Origin of the sequence: Kocuria sp. HSID16901 (assembly GCF_003989425.1) — a bacterium.
GTDB lineage: Bacteria > Actinomycetota > Actinomycetes > Actinomycetales > Micrococcaceae > Rothia > Rothia massiliensis.
Genome location: NZ_RBLM01000001.1, coordinates 425119 through 448657 on the forward strand (window position 1 = coordinate 425119; position 23539 = coordinate 448657).

At 58.2% G+C, this 23539-nt stretch carries 20 protein-coding genes; 19 read left to right on the forward strand and 1 reads right to left on the reverse strand.

The genetic code is table 11. The annotated features are described in order from the left end of the window. Positions 1–5 precede the first annotated feature (5 nt). From D8M21_RS11245 to pcp, 14 genes are all read left to right on the forward strand, one after another. Complete coding sequence (locus tag D8M21_RS11245) at positions 6–155, forward strand: hypothetical protein (RefSeq protein ID WP_153245881.1); 150 nt, start codon at positions 6–8, stop codon at positions 153–155. Next, positions 156–692 carry a phage tail tube protein gene (locus tag D8M21_RS02095; protein WP_048680504.1) on the forward strand — a complete coding sequence of 179 codons (537 nt, stop codon included), beginning with the start codon at positions 156–158 and terminating at the stop codon, positions 690–692. Positions 693–851: 159 nt separating this feature from the next. Then, the gene (locus tag D8M21_RS02100) at positions 852–1385 is read left to right on the forward strand and encodes a hypothetical protein (protein WP_048680501.1); all 534 of its coding nucleotides are present in this window, start codon (positions 852–854) and stop codon (positions 1383–1385) included. A 52-nt stretch (positions 1386–1437) separates the two neighbouring features. Further along, complete coding sequence (locus D8M21_RS02105; protein WP_048680498.1) at positions 1438–1776, forward strand: hypothetical protein; 339 nt, start codon at positions 1438–1440, stop codon at positions 1774–1776. 19 nt (positions 1777–1795) lie between these two features. After that, positions 1796–5389, forward strand: coding sequence for a phage tail tape measure protein (locus D8M21_RS02110; RefSeq protein ID WP_048680496.1), 3594 nt, complete (start codon positions 1796–1798; stop codon positions 5387–5389). Between the two features lie 805 nt (positions 5390–6194). Continuing rightward, positions 6195–8462 carry a hypothetical protein gene (locus D8M21_RS02115; RefSeq protein ID WP_048680493.1) on the forward strand — a complete coding sequence of 756 codons (2268 nt, stop codon included), beginning with the start codon at positions 6195–6197 and terminating at the stop codon, positions 8460–8462. 681 nt (positions 8463–9143) lie between these two features. After that, positions 9144–9746, forward strand: a complete 603-nt coding sequence (locus tag D8M21_RS11460; RefSeq protein WP_126855618.1) for a hypothetical protein — start codon at positions 9144–9146, stop codon at positions 9744–9746. Positions 9747–9760: 14 nt separating this feature from the next. Next, positions 9761–10096 (forward strand): hypothetical protein, encoded by a 336-nt coding sequence (locus tag D8M21_RS02125; RefSeq protein WP_048680490.1) that lies wholly within the window; start codon positions 9761–9763, stop codon positions 10094–10096. A gap of 49 nt (positions 10097–10145) precedes the next feature. After that, the gene (locus tag D8M21_RS02130; protein WP_048680487.1) at positions 10146–11057 is read left to right on the forward strand and encodes a peptidoglycan recognition protein family protein; all 912 of its coding nucleotides are present in this window, start codon (positions 10146–10148) and stop codon (positions 11055–11057) included. 10 nt (positions 11058–11067) lie between these two features. Next, complete coding sequence (locus D8M21_RS02135; RefSeq protein WP_048680483.1) at positions 11068–11499, forward strand: hypothetical protein; 432 nt, start codon at positions 11068–11070, stop codon at positions 11497–11499. A gap of 73 nt (positions 11500–11572) precedes the next feature. After that, the gene (locus tag D8M21_RS02140) at positions 11573–12079 is read left to right on the forward strand and encodes a hypothetical protein (protein WP_126855619.1); all 507 of its coding nucleotides are present in this window, start codon (positions 11573–11575) and stop codon (positions 12077–12079) included. 21 nt (positions 12080–12100) lie between these two features. Continuing rightward, on the forward strand, positions 12101–12523 hold the full coding sequence (locus D8M21_RS02145; protein WP_053089972.1) for a helix-turn-helix domain-containing protein: 423 nt from the start codon (positions 12101–12103) through the stop codon (positions 12521–12523). Between the two features lie 10 nt (positions 12524–12533). Continuing rightward, the gene (locus D8M21_RS02150) at positions 12534–12962 is read left to right on the forward strand and encodes a hypothetical protein (RefSeq protein WP_048680478.1); all 429 of its coding nucleotides are present in this window, start codon (positions 12534–12536) and stop codon (positions 12960–12962) included. Between the two features lie 242 nt (positions 12963–13204). Beyond that, a complete protein-coding gene (gene pcp / locus D8M21_RS02155) occupies positions 13205–13831 on the forward strand; it encodes a pyroglutamyl-peptidase I (RefSeq protein ID WP_065424264.1) in 627 nt (208 codons plus the stop codon). 20 nt (positions 13832–13851) lie between these two features. Here pcp and pgi read toward each other — a convergent pair whose 3' ends face one another. Beyond that, a complete protein-coding gene (pgi, locus tag D8M21_RS02160; protein WP_048680640.1) occupies positions 13852–15534 on the reverse strand; it encodes a glucose-6-phosphate isomerase in 1683 nt (560 codons plus the stop codon). 255 nt (positions 15535–15789) lie between these two features. Between pgi and D8M21_RS02165 the strand changes: the two genes are divergently transcribed. The 5 genes from D8M21_RS02165 (at position 15790) to D8M21_RS02185 (ending at position 23412) form a co-directional block, all read left to right on the forward strand. Then, positions 15790–17592, forward strand: a complete 1803-nt coding sequence (locus tag D8M21_RS02165; protein WP_053089971.1) for a BCCT family transporter — start codon at positions 15790–15792, stop codon at positions 17590–17592. A 341-nt stretch (positions 17593–17933) separates the two neighbouring features. Beyond that, positions 17934–19571: a peptide ABC transporter substrate-binding protein gene (locus tag D8M21_RS02170; RefSeq protein WP_048680472.1), complete on the forward strand. Its 1638-nt coding sequence runs from the start codon at positions 17934–17936 to the stop codon at positions 19569–19571. Positions 19572–19724: 153 nt separating this feature from the next. After that, a complete protein-coding gene (locus D8M21_RS02175; RefSeq protein ID WP_048680471.1) occupies positions 19725–20651 on the forward strand; it encodes an ABC transporter permease in 927 nt (308 codons plus the stop codon). Positions 20652–20727: 76 nt separating this feature from the next. Continuing rightward, entirely contained in the window at positions 20728–21720 is a 993-nt protein-coding gene (locus tag D8M21_RS02180) for an ABC transporter permease (protein ID WP_048680634.1), read from the forward strand. Between the two features lie 3 nt (positions 21721–21723). Then, complete coding sequence (locus D8M21_RS02185; RefSeq protein WP_048680467.1) at positions 21724–23412, forward strand: dipeptide ABC transporter ATP-binding protein; 1689 nt, start codon at positions 21724–21726, stop codon at positions 23410–23412. The last annotated feature ends 127 nt before the right edge of the window (positions 23413–23539 follow it).

The window sequence follows — 23539 nt, forward strand, 5'->3', positions numbered from 1 at the left end:
CCCAGATGGCAATCATCCGGATGAAAGACCAAGCCACTGGGAACATTCTCGAGCGCCCTGAGCATTTCCTCGAACTGTTCCCGAACCATTTTTCCGTACTGCCCTCACAGCATGCCGCAGCGAAGGCCACCAACGACAAGAAGGAGAATCAGTAAATGTCTGCCGCAACCCTCGGCCCCAAAACACTCGCAGACGGCAAGATCAGGCTCGTCTACTGCCCAACGCTCAAAGACCCAACGAAACCGACACTCGCTGAGCTCAATACCGGTGTGGACCTTTCCTGCCGTGTCTTGAAATCCGACTTCAAACTCTCCGCCTCAGGATCGGAAACCGTCGATGACCTGGCGGCCTTGTGCGACGAAACCAAACCGGTGGTCTACGGTCCCTCAAATTTCGAAGGGTCACTCACGGTATTTCGTTGGTACGACCCGAACAACCTGGGACGACATGACGCACAGGGTGACATCGCGTACCAAACACTCAAGGTCCGCGGCACGCAGGGGTATTTGATCAAAAGGGAAACCGGGAAACGATACGACGACGCCTGGGAAGCCGGCGACGAAGTCGAGGTGTTCTCGATCCTCACCGACAACCCGCAAGCCCCTTCGGAAACTGGAGGCTACATTCGCCGCACGATCCCGATGGGTGTGCAGAGCGGGTACCTTGACGCCGTCGTGGCAAACGCCGCATAACCCTAAACCACCACCAGACCGACCACTTGGCCTACTGGGCCCGGTGGTCCTTTTTGTGCCCGCTACCGGCCTGAGTCGGCTCGACCAGTAGCGGGCCACACCCCTCAACACTTTTGACCCGACGCAACGAGCCGATAGAGCCGAAAGGGACACCTCACCATGAACACGAACGCCACAGAACAGAACAACCTCGACGTTGACGGATTCAACCTGGCCGACTGGTTAGCAGGCGGCACCGAGCACCGTCTCCGCCAAACCGTCACCATTTACCGCGACGCGAACCTCTCCGCTGAAGTAGACCGCATCGAAAAGCAGATGGACGCCGCCGCGAAAGCGCCCGACGGGATGGAGCCTATGGGGGAGACCAGCACCGCCGAACTCGAGCAGAAGAAGCAAGACCTGTTGAACCGCATGGAATCGGCCAAGGCCGAGGTGGAGGTTTACGCGCTCATTGATCCGGAACTGCGCGAATGCCGTGAAGCACTCGGGGATAAGCCCACCAACTACAACTACGCGGACGACGAGACGTACTGGTACGAGGTCTTGTCCCGTGCGGCGACGTTGCAGGGGCGGAAGCTCACCGTGGACCAGTGGCGGGCGGTGCACCAGACCATCGGCGCCCAGTTCGTGTCCCTCGTCCAGGGCTACGCCAACGCCGTGCAGGCGGATATTTCGCCTCGATTTCGTCGCTGACGCACTAGCGACAGGGGAGAACGGGGCGGCACGACTGGCGATCAAAACAGCGTTGACGTGGGGGCAGCCACCGTCATTCTTCCTCGGCGCTGACGGTGACTGGTCCGACAGAGACAAGATCGCCGCCATTGGTTACCAACTGGCCGAAGACACCAAATGCCCGGAATGCGGTAACCCCCTAGCGGTGTGCCGAGACCCTGGCATGGCAGGGCGCTTCACCATCCGCACTGACACCTGCCTGGTCCGTGAAGCCGTCGAATCCCACCAGAACGAACCCGGATACCGGCCCAGCCCCGGGGAAATCGTCTACGCCGTACCCGGAGAACCGGACGACGACGAAGAGACAACCAGTTACGGCCTGCCGCCGTGGATGCAACCGAATAGCGAATAGACCCTAGGGGGGCACTCAAATGGCCGACCAGAACGTCACGATCCGGCTCACAGCCGAGATTGGCGCTTTCAAAACGGCCATGTCTGAGGCGTCCAATGCGTCGAAGTCTGCGGCGTCGAACATCAAGTCTTCGTGGTCTACCGCTGGTGATGGTGCCGCCTCGTCGGCGAGCAAGACTCAAAAAGCGTGGTCGGGCATTGACTCGGGTGCGGTGAGCGCGGCCGGTCGCGTCGATAAAGCATGGTCATCTGCTGGTATCGACGCGACCGGCATGGCAGCGAAGGTTCGCGGCTCCTGGAACGGCGTGGAAGTACCCGGTGTGTCCGGGGCGAAACTGGTCTCGTCGGCCTGGTCAGCTTCGGGCGAGGAAGCGGCAACCTCCGCGAACGGTGTGCGCTCTGCATGGGGCGGCGTCGGCGGATTCACTGATTCACTAATCGCCAAACAGCGCGAACACGCCCACGCGTGGCAGCAAGTATCCACTACCGCGGTTGTGTCCGGTGGTGTGATCACCGCCGGAATCGGCGGAATGGTCAAAGCATATGCCGACTTTGACACGGCCATGTCCAACGTCAAAGCTGACACCCACGAGACCACCGGTAACCTAAACCTCCTCCGCGAAGCCGCTATCAGGGCTGGTGCAGACACCGCCTACTCGGCCACCGAAGCGGCCCAGGGCATCGACGAACTCGCCAAGGCCGGCGTCTCCACTAAAGAAATTCTCAGCGGTGGACTGACCGGCGCCTTGTCGTTGGCCGCCGCCGGTCAGCTCGACGTCGGAGAAGCCGCAGAAACAGCCGCCTCAGCAATGACACAGTTCGGGCTCAAAGGTACCAACCTGAGCCATGTGGCGGACCTACTCTCCGCTGGCGCGGGCAAGGCGCAAGGCTCCGTCCACGACATGGGTGCGGCACTGAAGCAAACCGGTTTGATCGCGTCCCAGTCGGGGCTGTCGATTGAGGAAACCACCGGCGGGCTCGCCGCCTTCGCATCCGCCGGGCTCACCGGCTCGGACGCGGGCACGTCATTCAAGACGATGCTCCAACGTCTCCAAGCGCCGTCGAAGGAATCCAAGGCGATGCTCGACGGGCTCGGCATCACAATGTATGACCAGCAAGGCAAGTTCGTCGGCTTAGCGAACCTAGCCGGTCAGCTCCACGACAAAATGGGAGGCCTCACCGACGCGCAACGTAGCGCCGCTATGGCCACGATCTTCGGGTCCGACGCCGTGCGTAGCGCCAACGTTCTCTACACCCAGGGCCAAACCGGAATCCAAGGGTGGATCGACAAGGTCAACGACACTGGTTACGCAGCCGAAACCGCCGCGGCGAAGCAGGACAACCTCCGTGGCGATCTCGAAAAGCTCGGTGGGTCCATGGAAACCGTGTTCCTACGCTCCGGGTCCGGCGCGAACGACGCCCTACGCTTCATCGTGCAATTCGTCGGCCGTGTGGTGGACAAGATCGGACAGATTCCCGGACCAGTGCTGTCGGCAAGCGCGGCTATCGCAGGCATCGGCGGGGCCGCACTAGTCGCTGTTGGTGGTGGCATGAAGCTAACCTCCTTCCTATCTGAGTTCAAGGGCAACCTGGAAAACCTTGGTGTGGCGATGACCAACGCAGAAGGGTCAAGTACCCGCATGGGCCGGGCTTTCAACGGAGTTGGCAAAGGACTTGGCGCGCTGGCTATCGCGGGTACGATCGCAGCGGGAATTAGCGCATTAGGCGAGGCCATGGCCGATGCCACCGTCGGGGCTAACTCGATGGAAAACGCTCTCGCCGACAGCTCGGCAGGTATTTCGCAGATTGATGCGGCATTCAAGAATTCCGAGTGGGCGAACGGGCCTTGGTGGGACGGTCACGTTAGAAATATCAACGGGGTCTCCGACGCGCTCGTTCAGCTTGGTGCCGCAGGGCCGCACATGTCCCGAGGCATGGTGGCCATGGAAAAAGACATTGGGAACCTTGACGATGCGTTAGCCAATATGGTCGGTAAAGGCAGCATCACCGAGGCGACACAGGCGTTCGGTCAGTTTATGGATGAGGTGAAAAGTAAGGGCGGAAATGTCGATGAGGCTGTTGCACGATTCCCGAAACTGAAAGCAGCAATTGAGGACTACGCGACAACTCAGCACGTGACTCTGACTGATTCGGAGAAGCTGGACGCGATGATGAGCAAGATGCCCGATACTCTCGCTGCGGCCGCTGATGGTGCTGATAAAGCAAAGGACGGTATCGCCGGCATGGGGCAGGCGTCACAAGACACCGCCCAATCCATGAGTGATGTCGTCAAGGGGCTGGAAGCACTCGGTTTAGCGCATATCAGCGTCGCGGAAGCGGAATCCAAGTTCCAAGAGTCCATGGCCGACGTTTCTGAAGCGGTAAAGGACATCAACGAAAAACTCGGTGGCATGGGCCAGGCCCTCAACGATTCTGGCACTGGTTTCGATTTAACCACCGAGGCAGGAAGAAAAGCCCAAGGGGCTTTCTTGGATGCCTCGAAAGCTGGACTCGATTACGCGAAGGCATTAGCTAACGCTGACGCTACTCAGCAGGACATCGTCAAATCGTTGCATCAAACCTTTAACGGGTTGATTCAGTCCGCCGGACAGTTTGGGATCACCGGGCAGGCGGCGGACCAGCTGGCCCGGTACGTGATGGGCATTCCTGATAACAAGTCCATAGAGACGTGGATGTCTGATTTTGCCAATGGTAAGGCGAAGGAAACCAAAGGCTCCGTTGACAGCATCCCAGGTCAAAAGTCTGTAGATATCACGGCCACCGATCGGGGCACTGTTGGTGCAGTCCAGGCGAAAGTGGACAGTATCCACGGTGCGACGCCTGAAGTATTGGTTACCGATCGTGGTACATCGCGCCTGACGCAAGGGCAGATTAATGACATTCGTGGGAAAACTACGAAGGTAGAGGTCACGGACCAAGGCACTGTTTATACGGTGCAGGGAGCGATTAATGGCATCACGGATGGTGACGCCACGATCTTTGTTACAGAGAACGGTGTCGCCTCGGTACAAAATGCCATTAATTCCGTACGCGGTAGGCAAGTTTTCATCGATGTTATGACCAGGTATCACAACCAGGGCATGTCCCTTGCTGATCCGTCCTTGCACGGTGGTGCAACCGGCGGACAGGTCGGTTCCATCGCTAGGGGGACGGCAGGTGTACCCATGAGGGGATTCGCTACTGGCGGCGGGCTCATCCCGGGTGCCAGACCCGTAAACCGGTTGAAGGACAACCTCAGGGCGATGGTGATTGATACCGGCGAAATGATCGGTGTGCAGTCCACGGAATTCATCCTCAATAGCGACGCCACCGCGAAGAACCGGCGCTGGGTTGAATGGATGAACTCCGGCGGCGTTATCCCTGGGAACCCTAGAGATCTCAAGGGGCACCGCGGATTCGTCTACGGCGGTTCGCCTTCGCCCGGGTACGGGCCTCCTGCGAGCGGCTTCATTCCCCGGGGTAGGGCCACCGATGAGATCGCGGGAGCGGTTTCTGCGGCGCTCGCTTCGTGGAGACCAATGGTGCAGATTGGCGGTCGTGAATTCTACGGGCAGATGCAGATGGCTGAAAGGCAGTACGGGAGTCGGAGGTAGGGGTAATGCATCTCGGTACGACAATAGATGGCCTTTACCGGCTGAAATGTCCGGTGTCTCTTGAAACCAGCTACCAGGATCATGTGACCTTCCATCAGGCTGCCGACGGTTCGCAATCAGCGACCATTTTCGGTGGCCTGGTGGGCAATCGCACTTGGACTGTCGGGTATTCACTGATGACGCCGCGGGATGCGATGTTCTTGTCTTCTTTCACGGACCATAAGTCTTGGTACGACCGTGGCAAGGTGTGTTTCATCCCGACAGCAGGGGAGCGAACGAACATGCTCACTCGGGAAGAGTCAGGTCTGTCTCTGGTGCCGGGGTTCATGAAAAATCCTGTGGTGACCGAGGACGGTCCGGTGTTTGGGTACGTGGAATCTGACGAGGTCGTGAGGATCGCGGATCAGCTACCGTTACCGGCCAGTGGGGAGCGTCGTCTTTGTTTGTCCTTCTACGCGGATGGGCCTGTTCTGTCTCGTGTGGAGTACTGGAGGGGCGGGTCGAACGTGGTCAATTATGTGTTGGATCATCATGCGACTAAGTCGTGGCGTCGTGAGCACACGGTTTATCCCGCTGTGTCGGAGGCTCGTTTCGTGAAGGTGTTTATGAGAGGTAGATTCACGGCCCCGGCGATAACCCTTGGGGAGCATTTGTACGAGTACGGTACGGGAACACGCGTGGGGTCCGTTCTAGTCACGCCTGCTGGGGACACTATGCAGTCAGCACGTTCCAGGGGGTTTACCCACCAGTCCTATTCGAAACGATCTTTCACGATCACTGAATTGCGAAATAGTTACGAGGTCCGATGACAAACAAGTCCGTGACAAGTATCTATACGTTGGTGACCGTTCGTGGTGTGGACATGGGGGTTCAGGATGTCACGTGGGCCGCGTCCATTACGAATGATCTGCCTGGAAGATTTACTTCTGGTGACGCTGTGGAACAACGGACCGGCGAGATCCGGTGGAAACCGAGTGAATTGATTTACGACGGTATCTCGCCGCTGGACCCAAAGTACCCACGCCCGGGAGATCCTGTCACGGTTCAAGTCGTAGTTACTGCTGAGGGTGTCACGGTCCAGCGGAGGGTTTTCACTGGGGTTATCGATGTGACAACTGGGGGAATGGGGCAACCACTGGTGTCTAGGATCATCGACGACTCGGACCAGCTTAATCGGTCTGTGTCCCGGTATCCGCTGGTTTCTAATCTTCCGCGACGGCAGAACACGGTATGGCCGGAGCGGTACCCGGGAACGGCGATGTCTTTCGTTCTCGGTGAAGTCGTGAAGCAATGCGAGTTTGGGGTGGGCTACCCCGGATACGGGGGACGGTTCTTCCTTCGCGCTCACCTTGTCGGTTCCTTGTGGACCGACTTCCTGTCCAGCGAAGGAGCTTTGATCGTGGCCGGCGCAACCGAGAATGGTTCCGGTGAGCCAATCTTCGGGCAGATCAAAGCGTCTGCCACCGGCCCGAGTCGCATCGGACTCCTGACCGGCGTGGGCTGTTGGGACACGACCGACTCGACGGTCGCAGCCACGGGCATGTGGATCGAAGCGGAAGTTCATAACTTTGATGGATCCTCATACCTGTATGCCGGCTGCCGGTTTAATAGTTCAACCACGGTACAGATGGGTGTGACTGGCGGCGTTTTTTACGTGTACACCTCGATTCAGCATCCCGTCAGGGTGACCACACTGTCGGGAACACACGTCATTGGCTTGTTTTATCCCGCCAGAGTTGGCGACAAGATGTGGGCGAGGGTGGACGACGTCTACTATGACACCGGGCTGACGCGAACGGACCCAGATTCAACGCTGATACCGGTCGACGGCAGCAAATCCACCGGACCTAGGACTGCGCCGATCTTCCTTTACAAGTCGGGTACCGGGATCGTTTTCGACCTGGTTATGGGGCGAATGCCCGCGGGGTCCACCGTGGACACCTGGAAACGGTTCACGGGCACGAGGCGGGCGGGCCGGGTCAACTACGAGGTTCCGAACTTCAAGGCCGGGTACATTCCCGGTGCGGAAGACCAATCGGGGAAAGCAGCCATCGACTCGGTGTCCACACCATTTTGCATTTCCTCGTGGATCGACGGTGAAGGGACCCTGAATTTCGTTTCGGGCGAGCAGCTTCGCGCCCGACGACCAATCTTGACGCTCAACGAAGGCGACTACGCCCCGCTGGAATGGGAAGCCTCCTACACGCATGCGGCTTCCGTAGTGAAGGTGAAAGGCCTGACTCATGAGGTGACGATGACCGGTTCAGGTGACCCAGTGATCACCGCCTGGCAAGGAACTACCTCGGATACTTTCGACGCCCGGTGGAAGATGACGGAATTCTTTACCGTCCCGGAAGACAAGGACTTCTTCGAGGTTGATACCGTCCCGACGAACCTGAACTCGCGATTCGACCGCTGGAACACTCTGAAAGGGGAGAGTCGTTGGACTGAACGGACGCAGCGCCTCTGGTTTGGGTGGGGATCGGCCTTTTCGGTGGCTCGCCTATCTGAGAAGGCTCGAGGCGAAACCGGGGCCCAGGATCGGCATATTCCCGGTAGCAGGTTGTTCTGCAATGTGACCCGGTTAAGTCCGCGCACGTACCTCATCGATTATGGGTACAAGGGCCTGTGGGTGAAGGAATCGAAACCGATGATGTCTCCTTGGATCGCGTCGTCACTCGGTTTGGACGCGACAGCGGGGGACGCGATGCCGGTTCTAAGGGCTGGAGGCATGGTTACGAAAATCCGGGCCCGGACGCTGACTAAATCGACTGGCGGGCCGCCCGGCCCCGAGCTGCTCCATGACATGGGCATCTACCGGGGGCACGGGGGCGGTGAGTACATGCGCGACGTGCTGGCACGATACTTCTCTACCCCACACCCAGTGTTCAAAGACGTGACAACGGTTTTCGACCCACGTATCGACGTTGGGCAGGTCGTCACGATCGACGCGTCCCGCAGGTGGGGATACACGTTCGATTGTTTAGTCACCCATGTCGAACAGAACCCATCGACCGGTACGACGTCCTTCACGCCTAGGGTGATCACGTCTAGACGAACGACGACGCCATGAGCTGAAAGATGACGAAAGGAAGAGATGAGCGAATTTGGGCTGGTGACGGGACGATTCCTCGCACCCGTCGCTACCAGCAACGATGAGAACCAGGACCGTGTACCACTGTCGGGGACGGTCCTTTTCACTGCCCGAGCGGTCTCGATGAGAGACAGTGAAGCGGTCTACTTGCCGTCGTCGGTGAAGGCTTGCCTCGATCACGACGGGCGTCTCACATATGACGGCAATTTGGGTGTCCGCCTTCTAGCACCGGGGAAAGAAGTAGAACCTGACGCATGGACGTGGAACGTCGAGTTTCACCTGGAATCGCCCACCGGGTACGTGGACTTCCCTGGGTTCGATTTCCAACTAGCCCATGGGCAGACCGTGGACCTCGCGCAGGTGATGCCGGCGCCTGACCCAGTGACCGGGCAATGGGTGACACGTGGGAAGGACGGTCGAGGAATCGTCAGTGTGTCCCTCGTTGAAGGCATGGTGGCCTTGAACATGTCCGACGGCACCACCGAAACGTACCCTTTGCCCGAGCCTCCTCCAGGGCCGCCTGGCCAACGAGGACCGGCCGGTAAGACTGGCCCAGTGGGCGAACGAGGGCCAAGGGGAGAGCGGGGACCTGAAGGCAAAAGAGGCCCACAAGGATATAGGGGACCAGCTGGCCCGAGTGGGGACCCGGGTAACCCGACCATGTTCCAGATTGTTGGGCCTGGCCGCCCCGATATTGCATCAACGCTTCAGCAAAACAGGCAGACCGTTGTTACAGCACCGGTCGGTGCCTCGTTCTATTCGACAGATGGGGCGGGGACAGGGGCCTGGCAGTGGATGAAAACCCCGGCACGATGGGGCGTCACCCATGGCGACACCGGATGGCGAAAATTACCTGTACCACCGGAACTCGACCGGGATAAGTCTTCCTTCTGGAATGGAACCATGGTCCGCAGAATCGGAACAATTGTGCATTTTATGGCGCAGATCAGTCCGATCGATAACGTCAGCGTGTTCACCATATGGGATGTGCTTCCCGGTTTCCGTGCGCAGCGAAATGGTATCCCCGGCTGGAACTGGGTTTCTCATTCTGCACGGTTAATCGACGCGAACGGTTCCTCCCGGGCAAGAGTAATCCCGGTCCTTCAAGACCCAACGATCGCGAATCTCTACTACAGCCAGGTCAACGACGGGAACAAGATCCTCGTCAACGTCGGAACCACCACTGGCCGGATGGCGGCGTCCACACAATGGCCAACAGACGACCCGTGGCCAGAAGAACTACCAGGGACGCCCATCAGCTAGGCGAGGAGAACCAATTGGATGAATTGATCGCCTCGATTGCGTCGTTTCTTAGCGGCCTGGCACTCTCACTGATGACGTTATGGACCAAGAAGACCCCCGAGAAAGTCGACGCCGCGAAGAAGATGGGGGACGCATTCTCTGTGCTCGCTGACAGGGTCACAAACCTTGAAGAATCGAACCTCAAACAGTGGGCCATCATCCAAGAGCAACGAGCCAAAGTCGAGACACTATGGGTCAAACTGCGCCGCGTCGTCTCCTATGCTCTCGACCTGGAAGTTCGATTGGACGCTCTGACAGGGGAACGGCATCAACGACCACCGGGACTCGACGAGATCCTCAACGACAAATAATCCATGCACCCCGAGGGGTGCATTTTTTATTCCTTCCAGGAGAACACGAATGAGCTACACGCTCGACGAAACAACGTACAACAGCCCGAATTTCACGCCGGCAGCACAGGTGCCCGTGGTGTTCGGTGGCCCACGTGTCATCGAGGGGGTGACGGTGCACTGGTGGGGTGATCCCGCCAATAACCCTTCGTTCGAGGCGACGGCGAACGAGCTCTGCAAACCCGGTACGGGTAAGAGCGCGCACTTCGTCCTGGAAGCCGGCCGGGTTGCGTGCCTGGTGTCCCCGGAGAACGTTGCATGGCACGCCGGGAGTGCCCAAGGCAACCGCACCACTATCGGTATCGAATGCAACCCGAGGATGACCGACAAGGACCTCGAAACCCTTGTCGAGGTAATCGGGTGGCTCGAATCCGCTTATGGCTCCTTGAAGGTATACCCCCACCAGCACTGGAGCCCCACGGCCTGCCCCGGTGACTACATGCACAAGATCGACTGGGTCATCGAACAGGTCAACGCCCACAAAGAAAACAACAACGCCGCCAGGGCGGCACTCAGAGAGGAGCTGAGTCTCACGTCCAAGGAATACGACGACATCATTCGAGAGCTTCGCATCATCAGGAAGGACACCGAGATCACCCGTGGAGGCATCTTCGGTACGTTCTCCTATACCGGTGAGCCCGGTACTCAAGAGCGCGGCGTAGTCCAGTTGCTCAAAGCGATCGACCGGAACACGTGGAACACGAAGAAGATGGTTCGCGTGCTGTTCGACCAGTTCAAGGTCGGCATTCCCGGCGTGCTGGGTGATGGCGACTTCGGGCCGCTACTTCGCAAGGTATATGGACGATGGGTCCGCAACGCCAAGGGCAAGGACGAATGGGTCACCGGCTACCCCGAAGCTGAGGTAGGTAAGGCCCGCAAGGACTGGTGGGACAAGATCACCAAGAACACCTACGACTTCTAAGGAGAGCACTATGGAGAACAATTTTGTGGAGGCGATCCCCGCCAACGTCCGCAAGACCATCTACCTCGTCTACGGTTTCCTGGGTGTAGCAATCGGCGCTATCCAGGTCGGCTATTCCTCCGCCGGCTATGAGCCGCCCGTATGGCTGATCGTGACCTTGGCGGTCTACGCCTTCCTGGGTACGGCGTTCGGCTTCACGGCGTTCACCAACACACCGAAAGCCAGCGCCCAAGTGCCTACCGGAACGTCCACGCCGTTGGCCGACACCGCCCCGAGCGCTGAACCAGGAACGGAGGAGGCGGAAACCTATACCGGCTCCCACGTAGCTAACGGCGAGCCGGAACTCGTCTACGGTTCGGACGGTCTCGGAAGCCCCGTGACGTCCTCGGAAGATACCAACGTCCCGACCGTAGTCGTTGGGACACGGACCACCCCCGTCTAAACAGAAGAAGGCCCCACCCACCTTTATTGGTGGGTGGGGCCTCTTTTTGCATTCACTCAATTATGATCGTCCTATGCCATCGACCCGCCACAGCCGTTTGACCAATGAGTCCTCGAGACGAACTTTCGTGGCATATCAAGATGCTGAAGGTGCCGAAATCTTCAATGAAGAACTAGCTGAATGCATGAAGCACAGTATGTTTGTGAATCGCGATGGAACCTGGGTGAAACGGCCGGTGGAGCCCCTAGTCCTAAACCAGAGGCGTGCGAAGTACAAGCGGCTGATTCAAGACATCGAAGACGGCAAACCGATTCGTAAGGCAAACAAGCAAGGTGCGAAGCCAGTTCGGCGGCAACCGGCGTTGTGGGAGTTATGGCAGACCTGGGAATCCAATACACCCCTTCGGATCTACTACGGAGAGCCGAATGAGCGCCTAGAAGTAGTTGTGGCGTTCTTGGCGCATATCAAGGACATCAGTTGTGACTCTAAGACCATAGCTGAGGTGCAGGATGACCGCATGGATTGTGCTGGCGAACGCTGCGAGGAGCTGTTCGCCCGTCGCGGATGGACGAGCAACTGAGAAGGATATAGAGTGCACTCTATGAACAAGTTAGATCAGGCCCTGGGTATCGATCCCAGCGATCCCGCTGTCAGGCGCGCAGAGGTTCTGTATAACGAAGATGCGGACATGCTGGAACAACTGGTCCAAATTCGCAAGGATAAAGGTCTGACGCAACAACAGGTGGCCGACGCTATGGGGGTTACTCAGCCGACTGTCGCTGCCTTCGAAGGTTACGATCATGATCCGAAACTTTCTACAATTCAACGCTATGCCAACGCTGTAGAAGCCTTGATTGAACACGCTGTCCACGATGATGCGGATGGTCAGTATTCCAGGGGGTGGAAAAGACAAGGGTCTTTTGCCATCCCTGACATGGAAAAAACTGGTGAGCGTCGGGTTCAACTGAAGTTAGCCTCTACTGCAACATCCGAGAAGAGGACGGACTTCTCTCTTGCGGCCTGAATCCAACGTCGTGCCGGTTCAGACCTTCATTGAAAAGGTTGACCTGAAGGTTATTCGCAACATAGAGCGGGTAGGTAAGCTCCACAGGATAAGGGAAGACGATGAGCGTCCTTCCAACCTAGATGTCGACTTCAAGTTGTTTGAGTGGGGTCAGTACATCGAGCTTGGATTCGGGCTCTCTACTGCCGAAGAGGGTGGCTCGCTGGAAATCTCTGTGAAGGTGCACGTCATTTATTCGAACCCGGAAGAATTGAACTTGTCCAAGGAAGACAAGGAAATATTTCTGTCAGATGTGGTGTTCATGCAGGTTTACCCATACTTGCGTGAAGGTTTTTCTTCCATGGCCCAGCAGCTCGGCGTCGGAATCCCGACACTTGGGGTGTTAGAGCGTGGACAATACCGGATCGAGCTAGACGGCACAGAGTCCGGTAGCTTCTGACGCAAGTTCCATATTCAAGGCCCCCGCTCACCTTCACCGGTGGGCGGGGGCCTATTTTACGTTGCGTGGCTAGATGTAAAAGAACCGTTCGGACCTGTGGATAACTCCCTGTTATTGGGCGTTTGCGGACAGAATGCGGACCGGGTGTGGTATGTGGCCCGGGATACCGTGCGTCACGGCTGAAGCGTAGATTCGCGGGCGAAGTATTCTTCGTTCCCTCAACCCTTCTGGAGGCCTTGACCGTGACGCGTATTCTCCTGACCGGCTTCGAGCCCTTCGACGGGCTCGAGTCCAATCCATCGTGGGAGGCCGCGCTTCGGGCCGCTGAACTTTGGGACGACTCGAACCACGACGTCGTCGCCGAACGTTTACCTGTGGACTTCGATGAGGCTCCCCGATATTTGGCGACGTCTTGTGCGAAACATCGGCCGGAGGTCGTGATCAATATCGGTGTGGCCATCGGGAGGTCTCACCTGTGTGTGGAAAGAGTAGCGATTAACTGCATCGACGCCAGGATCCCCGATAACAGGGGTAGGCAACCCGTCGATGAGCCCGTGGTCGCGGGCGGCCCGAATGCGTATTTCAGCACCCTCCCGATTCATCGCATTGTCGCGGCGTGGGAATCGGAAGGATTATCGGGGAGGATTTCGAATTCGGCCGGAACGTACGTGTGCAATCGCATCTTGTACGAGACCCTGCATACCGCTGAAGGGCGCGGCATCTTACGAGGAGGGTTCATCCATGTGCCGCTCACGCCTGAAACGGCTACTACAGAGAGTCAGCCCGTGATGGATCAGCAGCTGATTAACCGTGGCGTGGACGTGGCACTCCGAGAAGTCGTGCGTTCCCTCGCCGGGACAACCGACTGAGGGAACGCACGACGAGGCGACTACTTGCTGCGCTGCTTCAAGTAGTAGGAGATCAGCGAGCGCGTCGAGGAATCCTCACGGGCGACGGCGTCCTGGTCGCCGCCGACCGCCGGGGCGAGTGCCTGAGCGAGCTGCTTACCCAATTCCACGCCCCACTGGTCGAAGGAGTCGATGCCCCAAATGGTTCCTTCGACGAAGGTGATGTGTTCGTAAAGCGCGATGAGCTGGCCCAACACCGACGGAGTCAGAGCCGGGGCCATGATGGACGTCGTCGGGCGGTTTCCGGAGAATACGCGTGCGGGCACCACGGACTCATCCGTGCCTTCCGCACGGACCTCGTCGGCCGTCTTTCCGAAAGCCAAGGCTTTGGTCTGGGCGAAGAAGTTGGCCAAGAAGAGCTCGTGAACATCGTTCTCGCCATCGCGGGTGGGATGAACCGGATTGGCGAAGGCGATGAAGTCCGCTGGGATGGTCCGCGTGCCCTGGTGAATCAACTGGTAGAAGGCGTGCTGACCGTTGGTTCCGGGTTCGCCCCAGAAGATTTCCCCGGTTTGCGTGGTGACGGGGGATCCGTCCCATCGGACCGACTTGCCGTTGGATTCCATGGTGAGCTGCTGGAGATACGCGGGGAACCGGTGCAGAAACTGGTCGTACGGCAGAACGGCGTGCGAGGATGCCTCGAAGAAGTTCACGTACCAGATATTGAGCAACCCCATGAGCAAGGGGAGATTCTGCTCGGCTGGGGCCGTGCGGAAGTGCTCGTCCATGGTGTGGAAGCCGGCCAGGAATTCTTCGAAGACGTCCGGGCCTAAGACGACTGCCAAGGACGTGCCAATAGCTGAGTCGACGGAATAGCGTCCGCCGACCCAGTTCCAGAATCCAAACGCATTCTCGGGGTCGATTCCGAAGTCTTCGACCTTGTCCAATGCGGTGGAGACGGCGACGAAGTGGCGCTTGACCGCTTCGGCCTCCGACGAATTCTCTAACGCACCCGATGCGCGCAGTGAATCCAGGAGCCACGTGCGGCACACCCGCGCGTTGGTCAGGGTCTCCAAGGTTCCGAAGGTCTTGGACGCCACGATGAAGAGCGTGGTTTCCGGGTCGAGGTCTGCGATGGTTTCGGCGGAGTCGGTCGGATCGATGTTCGAGATGAAGCGCGCCGACAGGCCGTCCTGGGCGTAAGGTTTTAGGGCCTCATAGGCCATGACGGGACCCAGATCGGAACCGCCGATGCCGATGTTGACCACGGTTTCAATCGGGCGTTGAGTGACTCCCGTCCACTCGCCAGAACGCACCCGGTCGGCGAAGTCATAAATCTTGGCGAGAACTTCGTGGACGTCTTCGTCGATGTTTTGACCATCCACCACAAGTTCCGGGGACGCCCCGCGGGGGCGGCGCAATGCAGTGTGGAGCACGGCACGGTCTTCGGTGACGTTGATGTGTTCGCCAGCGAACATGGCATCGCGGCGCTTTTCGACGCCCGCATCTTCCGCAAGCTTGAGAAGGAGGCTTCGGGTTTCCTCAGTGACCAGGTTCTTCGATAGATCGGCAACCAGGTCTCCGGCCGTCACGGTGAAGTTTTCGGCTCGTTGGGGGTCCTGTTCGAACCAGGACCGTAGATCGGGGGTCAGCCCGGAATGATGATTCGCGAGGGCCTTCCAAGACTCGAAGGACGTGACGTCGGACAGCTCTGTAACACTCATGTCTCCATTGTGCTCCGTGCGTGCGAGAGATTCCACACGTGCATAAGGGATGGTTCGCCTCGTCTGCTCTCGCACCGACCGGCAATGTTCGGCGTGAGTTAGCTTCGGCGTCGATATTTTGTTTAGTGTTTAATCAGGTGGCATTTAGCTGTTAATTTGTACGGCGGTCATCCGAAAATCTGTCGACCAGAAATTAGATAGTAAACCAATCTTTTAGTCGAGACCCGTGGATGTGAGTGAAGAAGTGAGTGGTGTATGGCGAATTTTCTGACGGATAAGCCGGATTTGGGGGTTGGAGACGTCTCTGACAGGCTTCAACGAAAAATGAAGCGAGGTGCCATCGACCCTCGTGTCTTTGTTCCTGCTGCCATCATCATGGCGATATTCATTAGCATCACTATGATGTTTCCGGAGCAGGCCAATAACGTGTTTACTGCCCTTCAGGAAGACGTCATTGGATACTTTGGGTGGTACTACACGGCGATTGTTGCCATTTTCGTCATCTTTGCCTTGTACCTCGGTTTCAGTCGACTGGGGGACATCAAGTTGGGGCCCGATGACTCCACGCCCGACTACTCGTTCCGGACCTGGCTGGCCTTTCTGTTTGCGGCAGGCATGGGAATTGGGCTGGTTTTTTACGGCGCGTCCGAACCGATCTCCCACTTCGCGTCCCCTCCGCCGGAGGTCTCTGGTGCGCCGGAGCAGGTAGCCCAACAGGCGATGTCACGTTCCTTCCTGCACTGGGGTCTTCACCCATGGGCGATTTACGTGATCGTGGGAATGGCCATCGCCTACGCGACGCATCGTAAAAAGCTCCCATTGTCCATCCGCTTCTCGCTGAAGCCGCTCCTGGGAAAGAGAATCAGCGGCGTGTGGGGCGACCTCATCGACATCGTCGCTCTGGTGGGGGTCCTCTTTGGCGTCGCGACCTCGATGGGGCTAGGCGTCATGCAGATCGCCTCGGGCCTCGGGTTCCTGGATATTGATGCGTCAAATAACCTCGGCTACACGCTGATCATCGTCTTGTTGTCCGCCGTCACGCTCTTCTCCGTGGTGACGGGCCTCGAAAAGGGGATGAAGTGGTTGTCCAACGGCAACCTGATTTTGGCGGCGGTGATCGTGCTGTTCGTGCTGATCATGGGGCCGACTATTTTCCTGCTGCGGGAGTTTGTGCAGTCCATCGGCAGCTACCTACAGAACGTCATCCAGATGACCTTTTCGACGTTCGCCTTCAACGGTTCTGAAGGCCAAGAGTTTGCCGGAACATGGACGACCTTCTACTGGGGATGGTGGATTTCCTGGTCGGCCTTCGTCGGTATGTTCATTGCCCGTGTTTCCCGCGGCCGTACGGTTCGTGAATTTGTGGTTGCGGTCCTGTTGGTGCCCGCCGTGATGTCCTTCTTCTGGTTTGCCGTAATGGGAGGCACCGCCCTCAACCGGGAGCTCTTCGGTGAGGGGGGACTGGGGAAGTTGTCCTCGGATGGTGTCCTCTTCACGATGCTTCAGGATCTGCCTGCCTCGGGCGCGCTGATCGTGGGATCGGTGATTCTGATCATCGTGTTCTTCGTGACCTCGGCTGATTCGGGAGCGCTCGTGCTCGGCATGATTTCATCCTCGGGATCTCCAGACCCAAAAACCTGGGTTCGAGTGTTCTGGGTGTTGGTTGCTGGAGGTGCCGCGCTGTCGCTCCTTTGGGCCGGCGGAGAGAATTCACTGAATGCGATCCAGACGATTTCCATCCTGACCGCTTTGCCGTTCTCCGTGGTGATTGTTTTGATGTGCGTTTCGCTGTTCAAATCCCTCCAAGCGGAGCACGAGCTGTTGGTCCGGGCGCAGCGACGTCAGGCTCGAAACGAGTTGGTGGAGGAAATCGCCGAAGACGTCAATAGCCAGGTTGAAGCCAGCTTCAGCGAATGGGAGGCGCGGCGGAATGAACGCCTAGAAGCGGAATTGGCGGCGTCCACTCCCGAGGGAGGGTCGTTGCCCACGGAAGCCCCGACTGGAAGCCGTAAGCAAGCGTCGCGGCGGTTCCGGCGAGGACGTCACCGTTCGCAGTAAATTCGGTGACGCCGTCGTGTGAATGACGTGAGAGAAGTGGCCCATCTTCCGAGTGGAAGGTGGGCCACTTCTGTTGGTGAAGGTGAGGCGTGTCGGGATCTCGCAAGATTTTTTCCGGGTGTCGGAGTGGCGCACTCGAGCGGAATCCCGCGGAGGGGTGGCGCTCGTCACGATGGTTGGCGATACCTGGGTGACTAGGCAAAGAACTGAGATTTCAAAATGTGGTCTACACTACACAACAAGCGTGTTGTGCTTCACAATCCGTACCCCTCGGTATCGAGGTTTGCGGAGAGTCGGGCCGCGACTCGTCGAATCCCATCAAAAATCACCTAGGAGGCGAAATGCGCTTCTCCCGCATTTCATCGATCGCGAGCCTTGGCGTTATCTCCGCCTTGGCTCTTTCCGCATGTGGCGGCGGCACCGGCTCGTCCGGTGGACAGGCCGACGCATCCGCCATCATCACCGCGGATAGCGTGGAACCGCAGCACCCATTGGTTCCCACCGATACCAACGAAAACGGCGGCGGCGTCGTCGTCGAAAACATCTTCAACGGACTGATCTCCTACGACGAGAACGGCAAGGTCGAAAATGATCTCGCCGAGTCCATTGACTCCACGGATCAGCAAAACTGGACCATCAAGATCAAGAAGGACAAGAAGTTCACCAACGGCGAGCCCGTCACGGCCAAGAGCTTTGTGGATTCCTGGAACTTTGGAGCGGCCGCCAAGAATGCACAGGCTTCCTCGTCCTTCTTTAGCCCCATCGAAGGTTATGACGCCGTTTCCGCCGAAGGCGCCACCGAGGACAAAATGTCCGGCCTGAAGGTCGTGGACGATACGACGTTCACCGTGAAGCTTTCCTCACCCGAGTCGGACTTCGGCCAGCGTCTCGGGTACACCGCATATGCCCCGTTGCCAGAGTCTGCTTTTAAGGACATCAAGGCCTTTGGTGAAAACCCCGTGGGCTACGGCCCGTACAAGATGGCCAAGCAAGGTGCGTGGCAACACAACACCCAAATCGATCTGGTCAAGAACGACGACTACGACGGTCCCGAGAAGGCCAAAAACGGCGGAATTACCTTCAAGCTGTACCAGAATCCCGATACCGCGTATCAGGACCTTCTAGCCAATAACCTCGACGTGCTCCAGCAGATCCCCGCGACCGACTTGGGTACCTATAAAGATGACCTCCCTGACCGCAATTTGGATAAGCCCTATGCAGGCATCCAAACCATCGCGATCCCGGAATACCTCAAGAATTGGAGCGGAGAGGCTGGAAAACTGCGGCGTCAGGCACTGTCCAAGGCCATCGACCGTGACGAGATCACCAAGGTGATTCTCAATAACACCCGGAAGCCGGCGACCGATCTGACGGCACCGGTGCTCGAGGGCTATAAGGACGACCTCCAGAATTCAGACAACACCAAGTTCAATAAGGACGAGGCCAAGAAGCTCTGGGACGAGGCCGAAAAGATTCAGCCGTACGACAAGTCTGAGAAATTCACGATCGGCTACAACGCTGACGCCGGCGGACACAAGAAGTGGGTCGACGCCGTGACCAACCAATTGAAGAACAACCTCGGTATCGAGGCCGAAGGAAAGTCGTATGCGACCTTCAAGGAGCTACGCACCGAGACCACTGCCGGAAAGTTGACCGGGGCCGTGCGTTCGGGATGGCTGGCCGATTACCCCTCTATGTACAACTTCATGGGGCCGATCTTTACCAAGGGCGCTGACTCCAACGACTCGCGGTACGACAACCCCGAGTTTGAGGCCACGTTGAGTGAAGGCCTCAAGGCGAAGGACCAGTCCGAGGCTCACAAGAAATTCCAGGAGGCCGACTCGATGTTGCTCGAAGACCTCCCGGCGATCCCGCTCTGGTACCAGCAGGCCAACGTTGGTTGGTCGGAGAACGTTCAGAACGTCAAGTCGTCATGGAACGGAACTCCCATGTACTACAACGTGGAGAAGACCTCCTAAGGGAATTCCTTCATTGGCACATCTAGCACGCGATGGAGGGTCGTCATGCCGGCCCTCCATCGCGGCATTCTTCAAAGGTTGTACACCATGATTTTCTGCAGTCATCCATCGCGCCCACAGGTGGGCGTTTCGACGTCGGGGAGGGGATAGGCCGTGCTGTGGTATCTCGTCAAAAGACTCCTCCAATTAATTCCGGTATTTATCGGTGCAACTCTTCTCGTATATTTCTTGGTCTTTATGTTGCCGGGAGACCCTCTGGCTGCTTTGTGCGGCGACAAAGGCTGTAGCCCCGGTGTCGCCGCGGCGCTGACCGAAAAGTACCACCTCAATGACCCCTTCTTTGTGCAGTATTTCCATTACCTCGGTGGCCTATTCACCGGTGATCTGGGAGTCAACTTCTCTGGTCGCGAAGTCAGCTCGATCGTAGCTAGCGCATTCCCCGTGACCGCGCGATTGGCCATCGAAGCATTGATTTTCGAAGCATTTTTTGGCGTGATTTTTGGGCTTTACGCGGGATTGAAGAAGGGCAAACTCTTTGACTCGACCGTGCTGGTCGTTTCCCTGATCGTCATTTCGGTTCCGATCTTCGTTTTGGCCTTCGTGCTCCAGTTCGTCGTGGGCGTGAAGTGGGGAATCGTCAAGCCGACGGTTTCCGGGACGGCTGGCTGGGGTGAATTGATTCTGCCGGCCATCGTGTTGGGCCTCGTCTCCTTCGCCTATGTCCTTCGACTGACCCGAACCGCCGTGGCCGAGAACGCGAACGCCGACTATGTCCGCACAGCGACCGCCAAAGGACTGAGCCGTCGTCGGGTGGTCGGCGTGCATATCCTGCGTAACTCGATGATCCCCGTGGTGACGTTCCTGGGCGCCGACCTTGGTGCGCTCATGGGCGGCGCCGTGGTCACGGAAGGCATCTTCAACGTTCCTGGCATCGGCTCTCAGTTGTACAAGGCCCTCACATTGGGCGACGCACCCAGTGTGGTTTCCATCGTGTCGATCATGGTTTTGGTCTTCTGCGTGGCAAACCTCCTGGTGGATTTGCTGTACGCCTGGCTCGACCCGAGGATTCGCTATGCATAAATTTGACCCCACAGAAGTAGACGCGGCCGAGCAGCAGGCTCCGAAAGCGACCGCGCGTCATCGTGCAACTCCGGAGATGGCCGAGCACGCGGTGGCCGGAAATCAAAAGGATCTCGGGGCCTCGGCGATCGCGACCGAGAGATACGTCGCCGACCTTGAGGAAACCCCGGTCGCGGCGACCGACTCGACCACCCAAGAGCAAGCCCCACTGAGCCTATGGCGCGATGCCTGGAGGCAACTGCGGAAGAAACCGACCTTCATCGTGTCGATGCTCCTCATCATCCTCGCGGTGCTAGTTGCGTTCTTCCCGCAGATTTTCTGGACTGAAAATCCTGCCAACGCTCAGTGCCTCTTGGAACACTCGAACGGTCGGGGCTCCGCAGGGCACCTTATGGGATTCACCGCGCAAGGCTGTGACGTGTATTCGCGCGTGATCGCCGGTACCAGAGCATCGCTGACGGTTGGCCTATTCTCGACCCTCGGCGTCGTGGTCATCGGCGGAATCATCGGTGCCATCGCCGGATATTTTGGCGGTTGGTTGGATGCGATCCTCGCCCGCCTCGGAGATATCTTCTTTGCTCTGCCGCTCATTCTGGGCGCCTTGGTGATCATGCAGCTTCCGGTGTTCCGTGAGCACCGCGGGGTATGGACTCTGGTGGTGATCCTGGTGCTGCTGGGATGGCCTCAGGTTGCGCGCATCATGCGCGGAGCCGTGGTCGAGGTGCGGAATGCGGACTACGTGACGAGCGCGCGATCATTGGGCGTCTCGTCATTTGGGATCTTGCTTCGGCACATCATCCCGAACGCGATGGCTCCGGTGATCGTGATCGCGACGATCTCGCTCGGTACGTTCATCGTCGCGGAGTCGACCCTGTCCTACCTGGGCATTGGCCTTCCACCCGAGATCACGAGCTGGGGAAATGACATCTCCGACGGAAAGGACGCTTTCCGCTCCAATCCGTTGCCGGTCTTCTGGCCCGGTTTGGCCTTGTCCCTGACGGTCCTGAGCTTCATCATGTTGGGCGATGCCCTGCGAGATGCGCTCGATCCCAAATCTCGGAAGAAGTAAACGATGACAGAACAACCACAGCAACCTTTGCTCGAGGTCAAAGATCTGGGAATTACCTTTACGACCAGCACGGGCGACGTCGAGGCGGTTAAAGATTCCAACTTCACCGTGATGCCGGGCGAAACCGTGGCCATCGTGGGGGAGTCCGGGTCGGGCAAATCGACGTCGGCCCTTGCCGCGATCGGTCTGCTTCCGAGCAATGGACGAGTCTCCAGTGGGCAGATCCTTTTTGATGGCAAGGACATCACCCACCTCAGCGAACCAGAAAAGGTCAAGCTCCGCGGCAATCAGATCGGTATGGTCCCGCAGGATCCGATGTCGAACCTCAACCCTGTATGGCGCATTGGCTTCCAGGTGAAAGAGACGCTCAAAGCCAACGGCTTGCCCTCCGAGGCGAAAGACGTCGCGAAGGTGCTCGAACAGGCGGGTTTGCCCGACGCCGAAAAGCGTGCGCGCCAGTACCCGCACGAGTTTTCTGGCGGCATGCGGCAACGTGCGTTGATCGCAATTGGCCTTTCCTGCCAGCCGCGTTTGTTGATCGCCGACGAACCGACCTCGGCCCTCGATGTGACGGTCCAACGGACCATCTTGGATCACCTCGAATCGATGACGGCAGATCTCGGAACCGCAGTGCTTCTCATCACTCACGACCTGGGCCTCGCCGCCGAGCGCGCTCGCAAAGTCGTCGTGATGTACAAGGGGCGTGTGGTCGAAGCCGGTCCCGCCTTGGAACTACTGCGGGATCCGCAGCACCCGTACACCCAAAAGCTCGTGGCGTCGGCGCCGTCCCTAGCGTCGCGTCGTATCCAGGTGGCCAAGGAAACGGGCGTCGAGGCCGAGGATCTGTTGGCCGAGCATCCCAAGACGGAAATCCAGCAGAAATTGCAGCAGGATTTCGTCGAGGTGAAAGACCTCACCAAGGTCTTCAAACTGCGGGGTGCCTGGGGCAAATCCGAAGATTTCACGGCAGTGGACGGTGTGTCTTTCTCGATTCCACGGGGCACGACGACGGCGGTGGTAGGGGAGTCTGGCTCCGGTAAGTCGACGGTGGCACGGATGCTCTTGGGTCTGGAGAAAATCACGAGTGGAACCATTTCCTTTGATGGGAAAGATGTGGCAAGCCTGCGGGGACGGCAAATGTTCGATTTCCGGCGTCGCGTCCAGCCGATCTTCCAGGATCCCTATGGTTCGCTCGATCCCATGTACAACATCTTTCGGACGATCGAAGAGCCTCTTCGCGTCCACAAGGTGGGTAATAAGGCCTCCCGGGAAAAGAAAGTCAAAGAACTCCTGGATCAGGTCTCGTTGCCGCAATCCATGATGGCGAGGTATCCGAATGAACTCTCGGGTGGTCAACGCCAGCGAGTCGCCATCGCGCGCGCCCTCGCCTTGAATCCGGACCTCGTGGTGTGTGACGAGGCGGTTTCCGCTCTCGACGTTCTGGTGCAGGCGCAAATATTGAACCTGCTGGCCGAACTTCAGACCGAACTGGGCTTGACCTACCTCTTCATCACCCACGACCTCGCCGTGGTCCGACAAATCGCGGACAACGTGTGTGTCATGGAGAAGGGGAAGATGGTGGAGACCGGATCCACGGATTCCGTCTTCGAAGATCCGAAGACCGAGTACACGCGGAAGCTATTGGCAGCTATTCCCGGCGCGGGTCTGATGATCCCGCCGGAAGCCGCATAACACCCTTCGCGACTCGACGTGCCCGCTCCCTCCATCCACAGCGATGGGCGGTGCGGGCACGTTCCGTTTGACGAGGTGGCTATGATTAACAACGGCCCTATGCGGTCGCGCCTGAACGCGCCTGAAA

What these genes read in the sequence shown, in the direction of transcription:
- D8M21_RS02140 (WP_126855619.1), top strand. Translation starts at nt 11,573, where the DNA reads ATGCCATCGACCCGCCACAGCCGTTTGACCAATGAGTCCTCGAGACGA.
- pgi (WP_048680640.1), bottom strand. Translation starts at nt 15,534, where the DNA reads ATGAGTGTTACAGAGCTGTCCGACGTCACGTCCTTCGAGTCTTGGAAG.
- D8M21_RS02170 (WP_048680472.1), top strand. Translation starts at nt 17,934, where the DNA reads ATGCGCTTCTCCCGCATTTCATCGATCGCGAGCCTTGGCGTTATCTCC.
- D8M21_RS02165 (WP_053089971.1), top strand. Translation starts at nt 15,790, where the DNA reads ATGGCGAATTTTCTGACGGATAAGCCGGATTTGGGGGTTGGAGACGTC.
- D8M21_RS02100 (WP_048680501.1), top strand. Translation starts at nt 852, where the DNA reads ATGAACACGAACGCCACAGAACAGAACAACCTCGACGTTGACGGATTC.
- D8M21_RS11460 (WP_126855618.1), top strand. Translation starts at nt 9,144, where the DNA reads ATGTTCCAGATTGTTGGGCCTGGCCGCCCCGATATTGCATCAACGCTT.
- D8M21_RS02115 (WP_048680493.1), top strand. Translation starts at nt 6,195, where the DNA reads ATGACAAACAAGTCCGTGACAAGTATCTATACGTTGGTGACCGTTCGT.
- D8M21_RS02130 (WP_048680487.1), top strand. Translation starts at nt 10,146, where the DNA reads ATGAGCTACACGCTCGACGAAACAACGTACAACAGCCCGAATTTCACG.
- D8M21_RS02095 (WP_048680504.1), top strand. Translation starts at nt 156, where the DNA reads ATGTCTGCCGCAACCCTCGGCCCCAAAACACTCGCAGACGGCAAGATC.
- D8M21_RS02145 (WP_053089972.1), top strand. Translation starts at nt 12,101, where the DNA reads ATGAACAAGTTAGATCAGGCCCTGGGTATCGATCCCAGCGATCCCGCT.
- D8M21_RS02135 (WP_048680483.1), top strand. Translation starts at nt 11,068, where the DNA reads ATGGAGAACAATTTTGTGGAGGCGATCCCCGCCAACGTCCGCAAGACC.
- D8M21_RS02180 (WP_048680634.1), top strand. Translation starts at nt 20,728, where the DNA reads ATGGCCGAGCACGCGGTGGCCGGAAATCAAAAGGATCTCGGGGCCTCG.
- D8M21_RS02110 (WP_048680496.1), top strand. Translation starts at nt 1,796, where the DNA reads ATGGCCGACCAGAACGTCACGATCCGGCTCACAGCCGAGATTGGCGCT.
- D8M21_RS02185 (WP_048680467.1), top strand. Translation starts at nt 21,724, where the DNA reads ATGACAGAACAACCACAGCAACCTTTGCTCGAGGTCAAAGATCTGGGA.
- D8M21_RS11245 (WP_153245881.1), top strand. Translation starts at nt 6, where the DNA reads ATGGCAATCATCCGGATGAAAGACCAAGCCACTGGGAACATTCTCGAG.